Source organism: Xylanibacter ruminicola (genome assembly GCF_900107775.1).
Classification (GTDB): domain Bacteria; phylum Bacteroidota; class Bacteroidia; order Bacteroidales; family Bacteroidaceae; genus Prevotella; species Prevotella ruminicola_C.
The window spans coordinates 634,332-647,705 of record NZ_FNRF01000002.1 but is presented as its reverse complement, the minus strand read 5'-3'; the positions used below and the strand labels follow the sequence as shown (position 1 = coordinate 647,705).

The window sequence follows — 13,374 nt, the reverse complement described above, 5'->3', positions numbered from 1 at the left end:
TTGGGGTAGGCTTTAATTAATCGAAAAAGCCGGGTTGTTTGTATTCGATGCCTAATTCGCGATCAACGGCGGCGAGGATACCCTGTACCTGACCGAGGGCGAACATACGACCCAGGAGAGTGTAACCGGCATTGTGACCGTGACTGCTCTCGTCCATAATGCCACCAGGCTCATCGGTAAAGGTCATACCGTGATCCACACGCATGGGCAGAGCGGGATTCTCCTTCTCGAAGATACGGCACAGCTCGATCAGGTCGGCACGACCGCCCAGGTGAGAGGCCTCAGTAAAGTCGCCATTGGGGAAGATGTGGCACGAACGCAGGTGAACGAAGTGTGTGCGAGAGGCAAACTTCTTAGCCAACTCAACCACATTGTTATAAGCGCCTGCAGAGAGCGAACCAGCACAGAAGGTGAGTCCGTTATGCTTGTTGGGCACAGCATCCAGGAACCACTGGATATCCTCCTCGGTACGTACGATACGTGGCAAGCCTAGAATCTCGATAGGGGGATCGTCGGGGTGAACACACATGTTCATGTTGCACTCCTCGCAAACAGGCATGATAGCCTCGAGGAAGTACTTCATGTTGGCACGCAGCTTAGCCTTGTCGATGCCCTTATACAGATCGAGGAACTCGCGGAACTTCTGTACAGGAGCCTCATCGTTCTCGCTGAAGTTACCTGATACAAAGCCCTGCGTCTTAATCACAATATTCTCTACCAGTTTGTGGTCCTTCTCTGGTGTCATGGTCTTGGCCAGCTCATCGCACTCGGCGATGACGCTGCGGCCCTGGCCCCATCCCTCGGGGAACTGGAACTTCTCCCATTCCTCGCGAGCGCCTGGACGCTTCAGGATATAGATGTCGAAATAAGCAAATTCGGCATAGTTGAAATAGAGGTTAGTGGCACCGTTGGGGTTGTCGTGGAACAAGTCGGTGCGAGCCCAGTCGAGTACGGGCATGAAGTTGTAGCAGATGCAGTGGATACCTTCGGCAGCAAGGTTACGCAGACTCTCTTTGTAAACCTCAATCTGGTGATCGCGATCGGGACCGCCGTATTTGATTGTCTCAACAACGGGCAACGATTCTACTACGCTCCAGCGCATGCCGTAGCTCTCGATGTACTCGCGCAGGTCGCGAATCTTCTCACGAGTCCAAACCTCGCCAAGGGGTACATCGTGCAGGGCGGTAACAATGCCCTCAACACCGATTTGTCTGAGTTGTGCAAGAGTAATCTTATCCTTCTTGCCAAACCATCTCCAAGTTCTTTCCATAATTAGTTATATTTTTGATTTGCTATATTTTTGAATGCTGCAAAATTACGCAATTATTGGCAAATGAGGTTGTGTTTTTAGCTCATTTCTTTGTTGATTTGTACTTTTTTAGCTTATTTCCCATGATTAGCTCGCGAAAATCGAAGCGATTGCTACCTTGAGGCCCCATTGCTGTGGGAATGCAGGCAGCCTCGCCCTCCATCCCATAACGATTCATGGCTGTAACGGCATAATACAAGGTGCGACCCTTATGGGGTACGGTAATCGACAAATCACGCTGACGGGTAGCAATCAGGTTCTCGGGATTGTTCACGTCAACGGGAAGTGTTTCTGAGGCATAGACATTATATAATAGATAGTCGGCACCCGAATAGTCGGTAGCCTTCTGCCACGAAATCATATCGTTGATCAAACCGCGTTTCATCTGCAAATGGTTAACAGCCGATGGGGCCTGCTTGCCTGCCCACGTCATAGGTGGAATGAGGGCTGGTACGATATTGAAATCGCGGGTGAAATCGTAGATACCTTTGGTATTATCGGTAAAGAACTTACTGCGGAAGAAAGTGCATCCCAAACCAAGCTGGCGCAGCACGTTCATCTCGCGGGTAATCACATCCAGATTCCAGTTCTTTTCGCGGGGATGCATCATGTAAACAGCCAGGCCTGGAGCTACCATACGTCCGTAGCTATGCTCCAACCAATCTACCGCAAAGGGGAAGAAGTTATTACCCTGAAAATACATCATCGGGTACAGGGCATCCATCAGTCCGTCGCGCAACCATCCTTGGGCATCCTGACACACGGTGGTGTTGGCATTCCAACCCGAACTTTTGTAACGAGTCAAGTCGTCGTATTTTCCTATAGGCGAGCAAGATAGCTTAATCCATGGTTTTAAACCTTTAACGGAGCGATTAATCTTGCGAACGATATCGGTGATGTACTGTCGACCTTGTGGGCGCGATACCTTCAGCTTCCAGGTTTCGGGGTAGCGGATGTAATCCAGATGGATGCCATCTACATCGTAATTGCGGGTAACTTCGGCACAGAACTGGGCCAAATAATCGCCCGTTTGTGGCTTTTCGGGATCCATATATCCCTCGTCGCCAATCTTACGGATCAGCGATGGGTATTTCTGTCGGAGCAGCTTACAGCCTGTACCGTTCCATTTTCCAACGGGGATGGTAACAATCCAAGCGTGGCACTCCATACCGCGACGATGGCACTCGTTAATGCAGAACTGCAGAGGGTCGTAACCTGGCGATTTGCCAGGATGACCAGTAATGCAACCGTCCCAAGGCTCAGTGGGGGTTGGGAAAATAGTGGTGGCACGTACTCGGGTTTGTATCAGTACGGTATTGATACCAGCCTGCTGCAGTTGGTCGAGAATCGAAATCAACTCGCGCTGCTGGGTAGGTGTAGAGTAGGAGTGAGGCCAGTCAATGCCACCAATGGTTGTCAACCAAACGGCTCTTACTTCATGTTTTGGCGTGTTCGCTTTGGTACTTAGCACAAGTGCTAAAAGCACGAAAATATGTATAATTGTCTTCAAAATGATATTTTTTTTGATAATTTTGGTGCAAAGTTACTTTATTTTTTCCATTTCTCAAATAAAAACACTACTTTTGCACAAAAATAATTCAAAAAATAGCTAAAGAAAGATGATTTCATTTGTATTGAGTCTCGTTGCTCTTGTGATAGGCTACTTCTTCTATGGTCGCCTGGTAGAGCGTGTGTTTGGTCCCGACGACCGTGTGACTCCAGCTGTTGCCAAAGCTGATGGCCTAGACTACATCGTACTTCCTTCATGGAAAATCTTCATGATTCAGTTCCTGAATATTGCTGGTACTGGTCCTATTTTTGGTGCTATTATGGGAGCCAAGTACGGTCCGGTAGCCTATCTGTGGATTGTTTTTGGTTGTATTTTTGCCGGTGCCACCCACGATTATTTGTCGGGCATGCTGTCCATGCGTCATGATGGTGCAGGCCTGCCGGAACTCATCGGTCAGTATCTGGGCAAGACCACCAAGAATATCATGCTGGTGTTCACCGTGCTGCTGCTCATTATAGTAGGTGCGGTGTTTGTCTATTCGCCAGCCGAGATTCTGCATTCTATAGGTGGTGACACCCTTATGTGGATTATCATCATTTTCAGCTATTATGTCATTGCCACTATGTTGCCTATTGACAAGATTATCGGAAAGATATATCCGCTCTTCGCCTTCTCGCTGCTGTTTATGGCAGCTGCGCTGATGGTGTGGTTGTTCCTGCATTGGCCCACAGTGCCCGAGCTCTGGAACAGTCTGTATAATATGGGTGCTGCTACCGAGCCTGATACCTGGAAGGATAACATCTTCCCAGCTTTGTTTATCACCATTGCCTGTGGTGCTATCTCAGGTTTCCATGCTACACAGAGTCCGCTGATGGCCCGTTGCGTAAAGAGCGAGAAAATGGGTCGCCCCATCTTCTATGGCGCCATGATTACCGAGGGTATCGTGGCACTTATTTGGGCTACAGTAGCATCGTGGTTCTTCTATGGTAACCCCGCTCCAGGCTATACGCTGATTGAGCAGGCTACTGCTGGATTCCATACTTCGGCTCCAGCTGTAGTAAACTTGGTTTGTAACGAGTGGTTGGGTGTTGTTGGTGCTATCCTGGCTATGTTGGGAGTGGTTGCTGCACCTATCACATCGGGTGATACTGCTTTCCGTTCGGCCCGACTGATTGTTGCCGAGTGGTTAAAGATGAATCAGCGCCCCATCCCGAAGCGCTTGCTTATCTGTATCCCCTTGTTTGCCATCTCTATCGCTATGCTGGTTTGGCAGATTGAGAATCCCGATGGTTTCAATACCATCTGGCAGTATTTCGGTTGGAGTAATCAGGCGCTCAGCGTGTTCACACTCTGGACCATCACCGTTTATCTGGTTCGCAACAACAAGTGCTTCTGGCTTACGCTGATTCCTGCCTTGTTTATGACTACCGTTTGTAGTACCTACTTCTTTGTGTCGAAGCAGTTCCTGGGTCTTGGCAACGATGGTTATCCTTATGGCGTGGTTTGTCTGGGTGTAGCTATCGTATGGTTTGTATTATGGTATCGAAAGAATAATAACTTAAAACAGTAATGATTATGAAAAAGTTGATGATGGCTGCTATCGGCCTGATGATGGCAATCGGTGCTAATGCACAGTATCTGAACGATTCTGAAAAGGTGTTTACTCAGGATAAGTGGTATGTAGGCGCTTCGCTCTCAGGTTTGGATCTGAACTATCATAAGGGTAGCGATTGGACCTTCAACCTTGATGCTAAAGGCGGTTATCTGATTGCCGACGACTGGATGATTACCGGTTTGGTAGGTTATCGTGCTCAGACCGATTTTCCATCGGTGGTACAGTTGGGTGCCGGATTGCGTTATTATTTTGAGAGTTGCGGTGTGTATGCAGGTGCTACAGCCAAGTATGTACATTGCGACGACTTCAGCGATTTCCGTCCTGAGCTGAGCGTAGGTTACGCTTATTTCCTCACAGGTAAGCTCACTGTTGAGCCCGAGGTATATTACGAGCACAGTACCAAGGATTCCAACTATTCAGGATTCGGCGTACGTCTCGGATTCGGAATTTATTTCTAAAATCAAAATAAAAGTAAAATAGTAAAATTTAAAATTAATGTTAAGTGTTGATGAATTGGTTGACAGACTGATAGATCTGTCGTTTGCCGAAGATATAGGCGATGGCGACCACACTACCTTGTGCTGTATCCCCGAGGATGCAATGGGTAAGAGCCATCTGCTGATTAAGGAAGATGGTATCTTGGCAGGAGTAGAAATTGCAAAAGAAGTGTTCCACCGTTTCGACCCCACCATGCAGGTTGAGGTGCTGATGCAGGATGGAACCCGCGTAAAGAAAGGCGATATCGCCATGATTGTTTCAGGAAAAATCCGTTCGCTGCTTCAGACCGAGCGTCTGATGCTGAATATCATGCAGCGCATGAGTGGTATTGCCACCATGACCGATAAGTATGTGAAGCGTCTGGAGGGTACCAACACCCGTGTGCTTGATACCCGTAAAACCACACCTGGTATGCGTATGCTCGAGAAGCAGGCCGTAAAGATTGGTGGTGGTTGCAATCACCGTATCGGTTTGTTTGATATGATTCTGCTCAAGGATAACCACGTAGATTTTGCTGGTGGTATCACAAACGCTATCGATCGTTGCCATCAGTATCTCGATGAGAAAGGCTTGAACCTGAAGATTGAGATCGAGGTTCGTTCGTTCGATGAGTTGCAGCAGGTACTGGATCACGGTGGTGTGGACCGTATCATGCTCGATAACTTCAGCGTGCCCGATACCAAGAAGGCGGTTGATATTATCAACCATCGTTATGAGACAGAATCGAGCGGCGGTATCACCTTCGATACCATCCGTGATTATGCTGAACAGGGTGTAGATTTCATCAGCGTTGGTGCACTCACACACTCTGTTAAGGGACTCGACATGAGTTTCAAGGCTTGCGACTAATATTATAATAATGTATATGAAAAGAAAACTGATACTAGCAATTGCGCTGATGGCCGTAATGGGCGCATCGGCATGTACTAACTTTATTGTTGGCAAGAAAGCCAGCGCCGACGGTTCGGTGTTTGTAACTTATAATGCCGACTCGTATGGCGCATTCATGCCCCTCTATCACTATCCCGCTGCCAAGCATCAGCCTGGCGATATGCGTAAGGTGTACGAGTGGGATACAAACAAGTATTTAGGTGAGATAGCCGAGGCTGCCGAGACCTATAATGTGATTGGTAACTCTAACGAGTGGCAGGTAACTATCGGTGAGACCACCTTTGGTGGTCGCGAGGAGATGGCCGACTCAACAGGTGTTATCGATTACGGTTCACTGATCTACATCGCCCTGCAGCGTTCTAAGACTGCTCGCGAGGCCCTGCAGATTATGACTTCGCTCGTTGAGCAGTATGGTTACTACTCTGAGGGTGAGACCTTCTCTGTAGCTGATAAGGACGAGGCTTGGATACTGGAGATGATGGGCTGCGGTCCTGATCGCACCAAGTCGAAGGAGCGCACCGTTTGGGTAGCTGTACGCATTCCTGATAATGCTGTAGCAGCTCACGCTAACCAAAGTCGTATCACCAAGTTCCTGGATGGTCGCTATGTACAGGTAAAGATGAAGGACCTGTTTGGTAAGAAGTATGCCGTTAACGGTAAGAAGCCTGTTCCCAACCTGATGCTTTGCTCAAGCAATGTGGTAAGCTATGCACGTGCGATGGGCTGGTTTGATGGTAAGGATGCCGACTTCAGCTATAATGCTGCCTACGCTGCTCCCGACTTCTCGGGTCGTCGTTTCTGCGAGGCTCGTGTTTGGAGTTTCTTCAACCGCTTTGCTGACGATTTCTCGGAGTATGTTCCCTATGCAGCCGGTAAGGAGAAGAACGCTAAGGAGATGCCACTTTGGATTATCCCTAACAAGAAGGTAACCATCCAGGATCTGCGCGATGCTATGCGCGATCACTACGAGGGCACACCATTCGCTCTCGATACCAATATTGGTGGCGGTATCTATCAGATGCCTTATCGTCCAACACCTCTTACATTCAAGGTGGGCGAGCAGGATGTATTCAACGAGCGTCCTATCTCAACCCAGCAGACTGCTTGGAGCTTTATCTCACAGATGCGTAGCTGGATGCCACGCGAGGTTGGTGCTTGCTTCTGGTTTGGTAACGATGATGGTAACATGGTGGCTTACACACCTATGTACTCTTGCAGCACACGTCGCCCCAAGTGTTTTACCGAGGAGGGTGCCGATGACGTAACCTTCTCGATGGACAACGCTTTCTGGGTTTGCAACTGGGTTAGCAATATGGTTTATCCTCGTTACTCACAGTTGTTCCCAACCCTGCAGGCCGTTCGCGATTCGCTCGACGCTTCGTATGCTCAGCTTCAGCCCGAGATCGAGGCTAAGGCCCTCGCATTGCCTACAGCCGAGGAGCGTGTGAAGTTCCTGACTAATTACAGCTGCAAGAAGGGTGACGAGATGATTGCCCGTTGGCAGAAGCTGGCCTTCTATCTGATTGTGAAGTTTAACGATATGGCCATTAAGCCAACAGATGCTAACGGCACTTTCCTGCGCACACCTTATGGACATGGTGCACGTGCAGAGCGTCCTGGTTATCCTGAGCAGTATGCCCGTGATCTGTTGAAGCAGACCGGCGACAAATATCTTGTACCAGTGGAGGAGAAGAAATGAGCACATTGAAAGCCGCACTCTTCGACCTCGATGGTGTAGTATTCGACACAGAACCCCAGTATTCTATATTCTGGGGTTCTCAGTGTCGACTCTATCACCCCGAACGTCCAGGTCTGGAACACGAAATTAAAGGTCAGACGCTTACACAGATCTACAATCAGTGGTTCAGTGGTCCGTTGGAGAAAGAGCAGCCTGTAATCACAGATAGACTTAACGAATACGAGAGTCACATGCATTACGACTATATCGAAGGCTTCGAGCAGATGATTGCCGATTTGCACGCTCATGGTGTGAAAACGGCAGTTGTTACCAGCTCTAATCTGCCTAAGATGCAGGCTGTGTATCGCTATCAGCCCGAGTTTAAGTCGTTGTTCGATGCTATTCTTACCAGCGAGGATTTCGAGCGTAGTAAGCCCGATCCCGATTGTTATCTCAAAGCTGCCGCGCGTTTGGGTGCAAGCACCGATGAGTGTATTGTTTTCGAGGATAGCTTTAATGGTCTGCGTTCTGGTCGTGCTGCCCAGATGAAGGTAGTGGGACTGGCAACCACCAATTCGGCAGAATCGATCAGCGAATTGTCCGACATCCAGATATCCGATTATCGGAATATGGACTTTAACCAACTTTCCTCTCTACTTTAGGGAATTCCCCATTATGGTTTATGGATTTTCCTTTGTAGGAGTAAGCTAAATTATCTAACTTTGCAATATCAAAAATAATCGAATGTCTAACAAAAAAAATAGAAAGGGTACAATTATGAAGAAGCTCTACACAACACTGATGATCGCGATGATGGGATTGATGACACTGTCGTTCACCTCTTGCGAAACCGATGAGGAAATCGCCTACACACTCGAAGGCACATGGACGGGTGATATGTCTATTGAAGATTGGGATGGCTACAGCTATGTATCATCCGAGATCACATTCCTGAAAGACCCCTACACCTATAGCGAGGGTTCTGGTCTCTGGGTAGATTACTACGATCATCGCGGCTATGTTCCCAACCATTTCAACTGGGTTGTAGAGTATGGCACCATCTATATCCACTTTATCGAGGAAAACTGTAATCTAAAGATCCAGCATTACACCCTGAGCGATAATCATTTCAGTGGCAGGTTCTATGATGGCCATAAGGAAGTTCGCTTCGACCTCTTCAACAGCTCACGTCGTTACGAGAATTCTTACGACTGGGATTACTGGGGCGGCAGCCATTACTACACACGCGGAGCAGTTGCAGATAGCACCACGATATCTCGCCCCCGCCACCGCATCAAATAAATTGCAATATACCCTAATACAAACCCCGCTTTACTATCATAGTAGAGCGGGGTTAGTGTTTGGGTAAATTTGAGGTATCTGGGATATCAATCTAAGCGGGTGATGACAGGCATCGTCCACTCGTTATGGGCGATACGATCCACTGGGTTGTAGATACGGAAGATGAGATGGAAGTCGTCTGCTGGAGCAGGCAGCCAGTTGTCGGGATGGTCTGTATCCTGTTCGTGCGAAACATAAATGTCGAGTGAGCCATCATCATTGCGCTTCCAGTTGTCGCGGTCTGTGATATTATAGCGATTCTGCTCGTTGTTATAGAGGAAGTTGTCTTCGCCATAGAGAGTCACACTCCAGAAACCATAAGGTTTTGTTTCTGGCCAGTTGTCTGATGTGATATGCAGACGATAGCGATGATTGCCATTAAGGTGCTGTCCATTGGCATCCACGTTGGCACGTGGGTAAACGGCCACGCTTACAGGATTGGCTGCCAGAGCTGCCACAGCAATAAGAGCGCGATAATAGTATTCGGTACCGAACTCTGCAATAGGTTCGCCATAGAACTGCCAAGAGCCATTGGGCTTCACAAACTGCTGACTGCGTGGCGTTGTGATAGCGATAATATTGGTTACGAGGTTTTTCCACAATGTCTCTGCCTCACTGCCGAAGATTGAAGCATCGAACTTCAGACCTGGGCCTACGTTGATACGCTTCAGGTCGGCCAGCCATTCGGCATCAGCTTTTGTAGGCGGATTAGTGAGCATTAGCTCATTGGCGCGAGCAAAGAATTTGTCCATAGGCATAGTCATGATGTAGTCCACAGGAGCTTTAAAGTCGTAATCAGGGTTGTAGGTTCCCTTACCTTTATATTCTGCGCCGTTAGTTACAAAGTCGTTCAGCATATAGGTGCGCATCTCGTCCTGTATGGCATGTACGTTGTCCAGGTCATCCTTACCCTTACAAACAGTACGCAGCAGCATCCACACATGGTCGGTAGGGCTGGCGATATGAGTCATGTTGGCAGGCACTTCGCCTTTAAAGTTAGGACCGGTAAAACAGAAGTAACCATATTCACCCTCGATATCGGTGGCAACAGGAGCTGCTATGCAGTTGCTCCAGGCATCAAGAATCTGAGCCAGACAGAAACGATCGGTATGTGGCAGGCGCAACACGAGTGCATCTCCTGAGAGGTCCATCATCACCTGTGTGTAGTTCGTGTCCACATTGGGTGTAACCACCTCCTTGGTATTGGCGTTGGCCAGCACGCGGGCGTGAATCAGACGGTTGGCTGGTGCCTGCTGACCAACGGGGTCAACCACGTTAGTCATATGGATATAGGTGGCATCCATAAGCATCAGCGGCAGTGCATATACGTAAGCTCGCTCAAGCAAATCAGCCTTCTCGGCATCAGTTAATAAATTTGACGCATTAGCGGGATTGTCGGAATTGGAGTTGCATCCTGTACCGACAATGGTTGCAAGCAGCATCATAGCCGCTGTAGCAAGGTTGTGAATTAGTTTTGTTTTCATACTGAATAAATTTGATTTATAGTGATATTTTTTTTATGGCGGCAAAGATATGAAAATAAATTGAAAAAACAAAATATATAAAGAAAAAATTAAACATATAAACCACTGGTGTGGTAGATGGATGTAACTCGCATAAATAAAGAAAAAAGTATTTTCCTTTGGTTATTCGCATAATTTGCAGTAACTTTGCACCCGATTATATATATAATAAGGTGAAATGAGTGCATTTAAGAAAAAAAGAAGATGGCATTGCTTGCCCGGACAGGAGCCCACAGAGATGGATAAAACCATTATGTATTGGGAGAACAAAGGTAAGCTGGTGCCAACACGTGACTTAATTAAAACCCCTGAACAGATAGAAGGCATCCGTAAGGCGGGTGTAGTAAATACCGCTGTGCTCGACGCAGTGGCCAAAGAGATTAAGGCTGGAATGAACACACTCGAGATCGACCAGATTTGTCGCAAGGTGTGCGAGGATGCTGGTGCCATCCCTGCCTGCTTGAATTACGAAGGCTTCCCCATGAGCGTGTGCACCTCGATCAACGAGGTGGTTTGTCATGGTATTCCCAAGGAGGAAGACGTGCTCGAAGAGGGCGATATCATCAATGTTGACTTTACTACCATCCTTGATGGCTATTACGCCGACGCCAGTCGCATGTTTATCATCGGTAAGACCACACCCGAGAAGGAGCAGCTGGTGCGTGTAGCTAAGGAGTGTCTGGAGATTGGTATGGAGGCTGCTAAGCCTTATGGCTTTGTGGGCGATATCGGTCATGCCATCGAGAAGCACTGTAAGAAATACGGCTATGGTATCGTTCGCGATCTGGCCGGACACGGCGTGGGACTGAAATTCCACGAGGAACCCGATGTAGAGCACTACGGACATTGTGGTACCGGTATGCTGCTGGTTCCTGGTATGGTGTTCACCATCGAGCCTATGATTAACATGGGTACCTGGAAGGTGTTCATCGATGCCGACGATCCATACGGATGGGAGGTGATTACCGAAGACGAACTGCCCAGCGCACAGTGGGAGCATACACTGGTGATGACAGAACATGGTGTAGAGATACTGACGTACTAAGATGAAGGATATATATATATTAGGTATAGAGAGCTCGTGTGATGATACTTCGGCAGCTGTACTGAAGAATGGTATTCTGCTGTCGAACGTTACGGCTTCGCAGGCTGTGCACGAGGCATACGGTGGCGTAGTGCCCGAGCTGGCATCGCGCGCCCACCAACAGAATGTGGTGCCTGTAGTGGATCAGGCCATCAAAAAGGCTGGTATCACCAAAGAGGATTTAACAGCGATTGCCTTTACCCGCGGTCCCGGACTGATGGGATCGTTGCTGGTAGGCGTGAGCTTTGCCAAAGGTTTTGCCCGCTCATTGGGTATCCCTATGATTGATGTAAACCATCTGCAGGGACACGTGATGGCGCATTTTATCAAGGAGAGCGAAGACGATCAGCACCAGCCGCCATTGCCATTCCTGTGCCTGTTGGTATCGGGTGGTAACTCGCAGATTGTAAAGGTGAATGCCTATAACGATATGGAGGTGCTTGGACAGACTATCGACGATGCTGCCGGTGAGGCTATCGATAAGTGCTCGAAGGTGATGGGGCTGGGTTATCCCGGTGGTCCTATCATCGACCGATTGGCTCGTCAGGGTAATCCCAAGGCCTATCAGTTTGCCGAGCCTAATATCCCTGGTCTCGATTATAGTTTCTCGGGCTTGAAGACCTCGTTCCTGTATTCGATGCAGAAGTGGGTGGCTGAGGATCCCGACTTTATCGAGAAGCACAAGGAAGATATCGCCGCCTCGCTGGAGTGGACGATTGTGGATATCTTGATGAAGAAGCTGAAGAAGGCTGTGAAGCAGACTGGTATCAAGCATGTGGCTGTGGCTGGTGGTGTGAGCGCCAATAACGGCTTGCGCAATGCGTTCTACGATGCCGAGAAGCGTTATGGTTGGACGATTTATATCCCCAAGTTCAGTTATACCACCGATAATGCAGCCATGATTGGTATCGTGGGCTATTATAAGTATCAGGACAAGCAGTTCTGCTCGATCGATGCCCCCGCATTCAGTAAAGTAACGTTTAAGTAGGATTAAACATTAAACATTAAAGATTAAACATTATCAAGATGGATTTTGAAAGTAAGATAACAAGTAGAGAGGTGAGTGAGATCCTTTGGGAGACTGAGAAGACTGTAAGTACTGCCGAGAGTTGCACTGGTGGACGCATAGCCGAGGCTATCATTGCTGTGCCTGGCGCATCAAAGTATTTCAAGGGTGGTATTATCTCATATATCAACGAGGTTAAGGAGAATCTGCTGGGTGTTGACCATCAGTTGCTCGAAGAGGAAACCGCTGTGTGTGAGGAGGTTGCAATAGCTATGGTAAAGGGAGCATGTAAGGCTCTGAATACCGATTATGCCATTTCTGCTACCGGTTTTGCTGGTCCTACCGGCGGTACCAAGGAGATTCCTGTTGGCACCATCTGGTTGGCATGCGGACGTCCCGAAAAAGTGGTAACCATGAAGCTGGAAGAAGACTTTGGTCGCGACATCAATCTGGCCATTGCCACCAACCGTGCCATGGAGATGTTTTTGGGCTTTTTGAAGGAGGAAGATGCCCCCAGACCCGAGCGAGAAGGTTAAAAATTATTAATTCTTTGAATTTCCGGTCGTGTAATTATCTGAATCTCAATAAAATTGTGTAATTTTGCACGCTGTTTGGAATAAGTAAGTGTAAATCACAAGTAAAAAGGTAGATAGAAATGTCTAAGATTTGTCAAATTACAGGAAAGAAGGCACAGATAGGTTGCAATGTGTCTCACTCAAAGCACCGTACAAAGAGAAGCTTTGACGTTAACCTTTTCAGCAAGAAATTCTACTACGTAGAGGAGGGTTGCTGGATTCAGTTGAAGATTAGCGCTGCTGGTCTTCGTATGATCAATAAAGTAGGTCTGGATGCTGCCTTGAAGCAGGCTGTTGCCAAAGGATTTGTAGACTGGAAGGACATTAAAGTGATAGGAGATTAA

The 13,374-nt window shown here is 48.0% G+C and carries 13 protein-coding genes; 10 read left to right on the top strand and 3 right to left on the bottom strand.

Annotated features, from left to right (window positions below):
• Positions 1 to 16: 16 nt before the first annotated feature.
• Together uxuA and BLU97_RS06870 are read right to left on the bottom strand one after the other, a co-directional pair.
• Entirely contained in the window at positions 17 to 1,270 is a 1,254-nt protein-coding gene (gene uxuA / locus BLU97_RS06875) for a mannonate dehydratase (RefSeq protein WP_074760818.1), read from the bottom strand.
• Positions 1,271 to 1,352: 82 nt separating this feature from the next.
• The gene (locus BLU97_RS06870) at positions 1,353 to 2,819 is read right to left on the bottom strand and encodes a glycoside hydrolase family 10 protein (RefSeq protein ID WP_074760817.1); all 1,467 of its coding nucleotides are present in this window, start codon (positions 2,817 to 2,819) and stop codon (positions 1,353 to 1,355) included.
• Between the two features lie 109 nt (positions 2,820 to 2,928).
• Between BLU97_RS06870 and BLU97_RS06865 the strand changes: the two genes are divergently transcribed.
• The 6 genes from BLU97_RS06865 to BLU97_RS06840 all read left to right on the top strand — a co-directional run bounded on the left by BLU97_RS06865 (position 2,929) and on the right by BLU97_RS06840 (position 8,803).
• Positions 2,929 to 4,389, top strand: a complete 1,461-nt coding sequence (locus BLU97_RS06865; protein WP_074760816.1) for a carbon starvation protein A — start codon at positions 2,929 to 2,931, stop codon at positions 4,387 to 4,389.
• 5 nt (positions 4,390 to 4,394) lie between these two features.
• A complete protein-coding gene (locus BLU97_RS06860; protein ID WP_175456322.1) occupies positions 4,395 to 4,892 on the top strand; it encodes an outer membrane beta-barrel protein in 498 nt (165 codons plus the stop codon).
• A 37-nt stretch (positions 4,893 to 4,929) separates the two neighbouring features.
• Positions 4,930 to 5,781 (top strand): carboxylating nicotinate-nucleotide diphosphorylase, encoded by an 852-nt coding sequence (nadC, locus tag BLU97_RS06855; protein WP_074760815.1) that lies wholly within the window; start codon positions 4,930 to 4,932, stop codon positions 5,779 to 5,781.
• Positions 5,782 to 5,797: 16 nt separating this feature from the next.
• A complete protein-coding gene (locus BLU97_RS06850; protein WP_074760957.1) occupies positions 5,798 to 7,522 on the top strand; it encodes a dipeptidase in 1,725 nt (574 codons plus the stop codon).
• The gene (locus tag BLU97_RS06845; RefSeq protein ID WP_074760814.1) at positions 7,519 to 8,163 is read left to right on the top strand and encodes an HAD family hydrolase; all 645 of its coding nucleotides are present in this window, start codon (positions 7,519 to 7,521) and stop codon (positions 8,161 to 8,163) included. The genes BLU97_RS06850 and BLU97_RS06845 overlap by 4 nt, the downstream gene beginning before the upstream one ends.
• 115 nt (positions 8,164 to 8,278) lie before the next feature.
• Positions 8,279 to 8,803: a hypothetical protein gene (locus BLU97_RS06840; RefSeq protein WP_139208881.1), complete on the top strand. Its 525-nt coding sequence runs from the start codon at positions 8,279 to 8,281 to the stop codon at positions 8,801 to 8,803.
• 86 nt (positions 8,804 to 8,889) lie between these two features.
• On the opposite strand, the gene BLU97_RS06835 is transcribed toward BLU97_RS06840, so the two are convergent.
• On the bottom strand, positions 8,890 to 10,326 hold the full coding sequence (locus tag BLU97_RS06835) for a DUF1254 domain-containing protein (protein ID WP_081352897.1): 1,437 nt from the start codon (positions 10,324 to 10,326) through the stop codon (positions 8,890 to 8,892).
• Between the two features lie 217 nt (positions 10,327 to 10,543).
• Between BLU97_RS06835 and map the strand changes: the two genes are divergently transcribed.
• The 4 genes from map to rpmB all read left to right on the top strand — a co-directional run bounded on the left by map (position 10,544) and on the right by rpmB (position 13,374).
• Positions 10,544 to 11,410, top strand: coding sequence for a type I methionyl aminopeptidase (gene map / locus BLU97_RS06830; protein WP_033149292.1), 867 nt, complete (start codon positions 10,544 to 10,546; stop codon positions 11,408 to 11,410).
• Position 11,411: 1 nt separating this feature from the next.
• Positions 11,412 to 12,437 carry a tRNA (adenosine(37)-N6)-threonylcarbamoyltransferase complex transferase subunit TsaD gene (gene tsaD / locus BLU97_RS06825; RefSeq protein ID WP_074760813.1) on the top strand — a complete coding sequence of 342 codons (1,026 nt, stop codon included), beginning with the start codon at positions 11,412 to 11,414 and terminating at the stop codon, positions 12,435 to 12,437.
• 38 nt (positions 12,438 to 12,475) lie between these two features.
• Positions 12,476 to 12,991 (top strand): CinA family protein, encoded by a 516-nt coding sequence (locus BLU97_RS06820; RefSeq protein ID WP_074760812.1) that lies wholly within the window; start codon positions 12,476 to 12,478, stop codon positions 12,989 to 12,991.
• Between the two features lie 119 nt (positions 12,992 to 13,110).
• Positions 13,111 to 13,374, top strand: coding sequence for a 50S ribosomal protein L28 (gene rpmB, locus BLU97_RS06815; RefSeq protein WP_013063140.1), 264 nt, complete (start codon positions 13,111 to 13,113; stop codon positions 13,372 to 13,374).

Excerpts from the sequence above, each read along its gene's own strand:
- map (WP_033149292.1), top strand. The coding sequence starts at position 10,544 with ATGAGTGCATTTAAGAAAAAAAGAAGATGGCATTGCTTGCCCGGACAG.
- rpmB (WP_013063140.1), top strand. The coding sequence starts at position 13,111 with ATGTCTAAGATTTGTCAAATTACAGGAAAGAAGGCACAGATAGGTTGC.
- BLU97_RS06865 (WP_074760816.1), top strand. The coding sequence starts at position 2,929 with ATGATTTCATTTGTATTGAGTCTCGTTGCTCTTGTGATAGGCTACTTC.
- tsaD (WP_074760813.1), top strand. The coding sequence starts at position 11,412 with ATGAAGGATATATATATATTAGGTATAGAGAGCTCGTGTGATGATACT.
- BLU97_RS06820 (WP_074760812.1), top strand. The coding sequence starts at position 12,476 with ATGGATTTTGAAAGTAAGATAACAAGTAGAGAGGTGAGTGAGATCCTT.
- BLU97_RS06860 (WP_175456322.1), top strand. The coding sequence starts at position 4,395 with ATGAAAAAGTTGATGATGGCTGCTATCGGCCTGATGATGGCAATCGGT.
- uxuA (WP_074760818.1), bottom strand. The coding sequence starts at position 1,270 with ATGGAAAGAACTTGGAGATGGTTTGGCAAGAAGGATAAGATTACTCTT.
- BLU97_RS06850 (WP_074760957.1), top strand. The coding sequence starts at position 5,798 with ATGAAAAGAAAACTGATACTAGCAATTGCGCTGATGGCCGTAATGGGC.
- BLU97_RS06835 (WP_081352897.1), bottom strand. The coding sequence starts at position 10,326 with ATGAAAACAAAACTAATTCACAACCTTGCTACAGCGGCTATGATGCTG.
- nadC (WP_074760815.1), top strand. The coding sequence starts at position 4,930 with ATGTTAAGTGTTGATGAATTGGTTGACAGACTGATAGATCTGTCGTTT.
- BLU97_RS06840 (WP_139208881.1), top strand. The coding sequence starts at position 8,279 with ATGAAGAAGCTCTACACAACACTGATGATCGCGATGATGGGATTGATG.
- BLU97_RS06845 (WP_074760814.1), top strand. The coding sequence starts at position 7,519 with ATGAGCACATTGAAAGCCGCACTCTTCGACCTCGATGGTGTAGTATTC.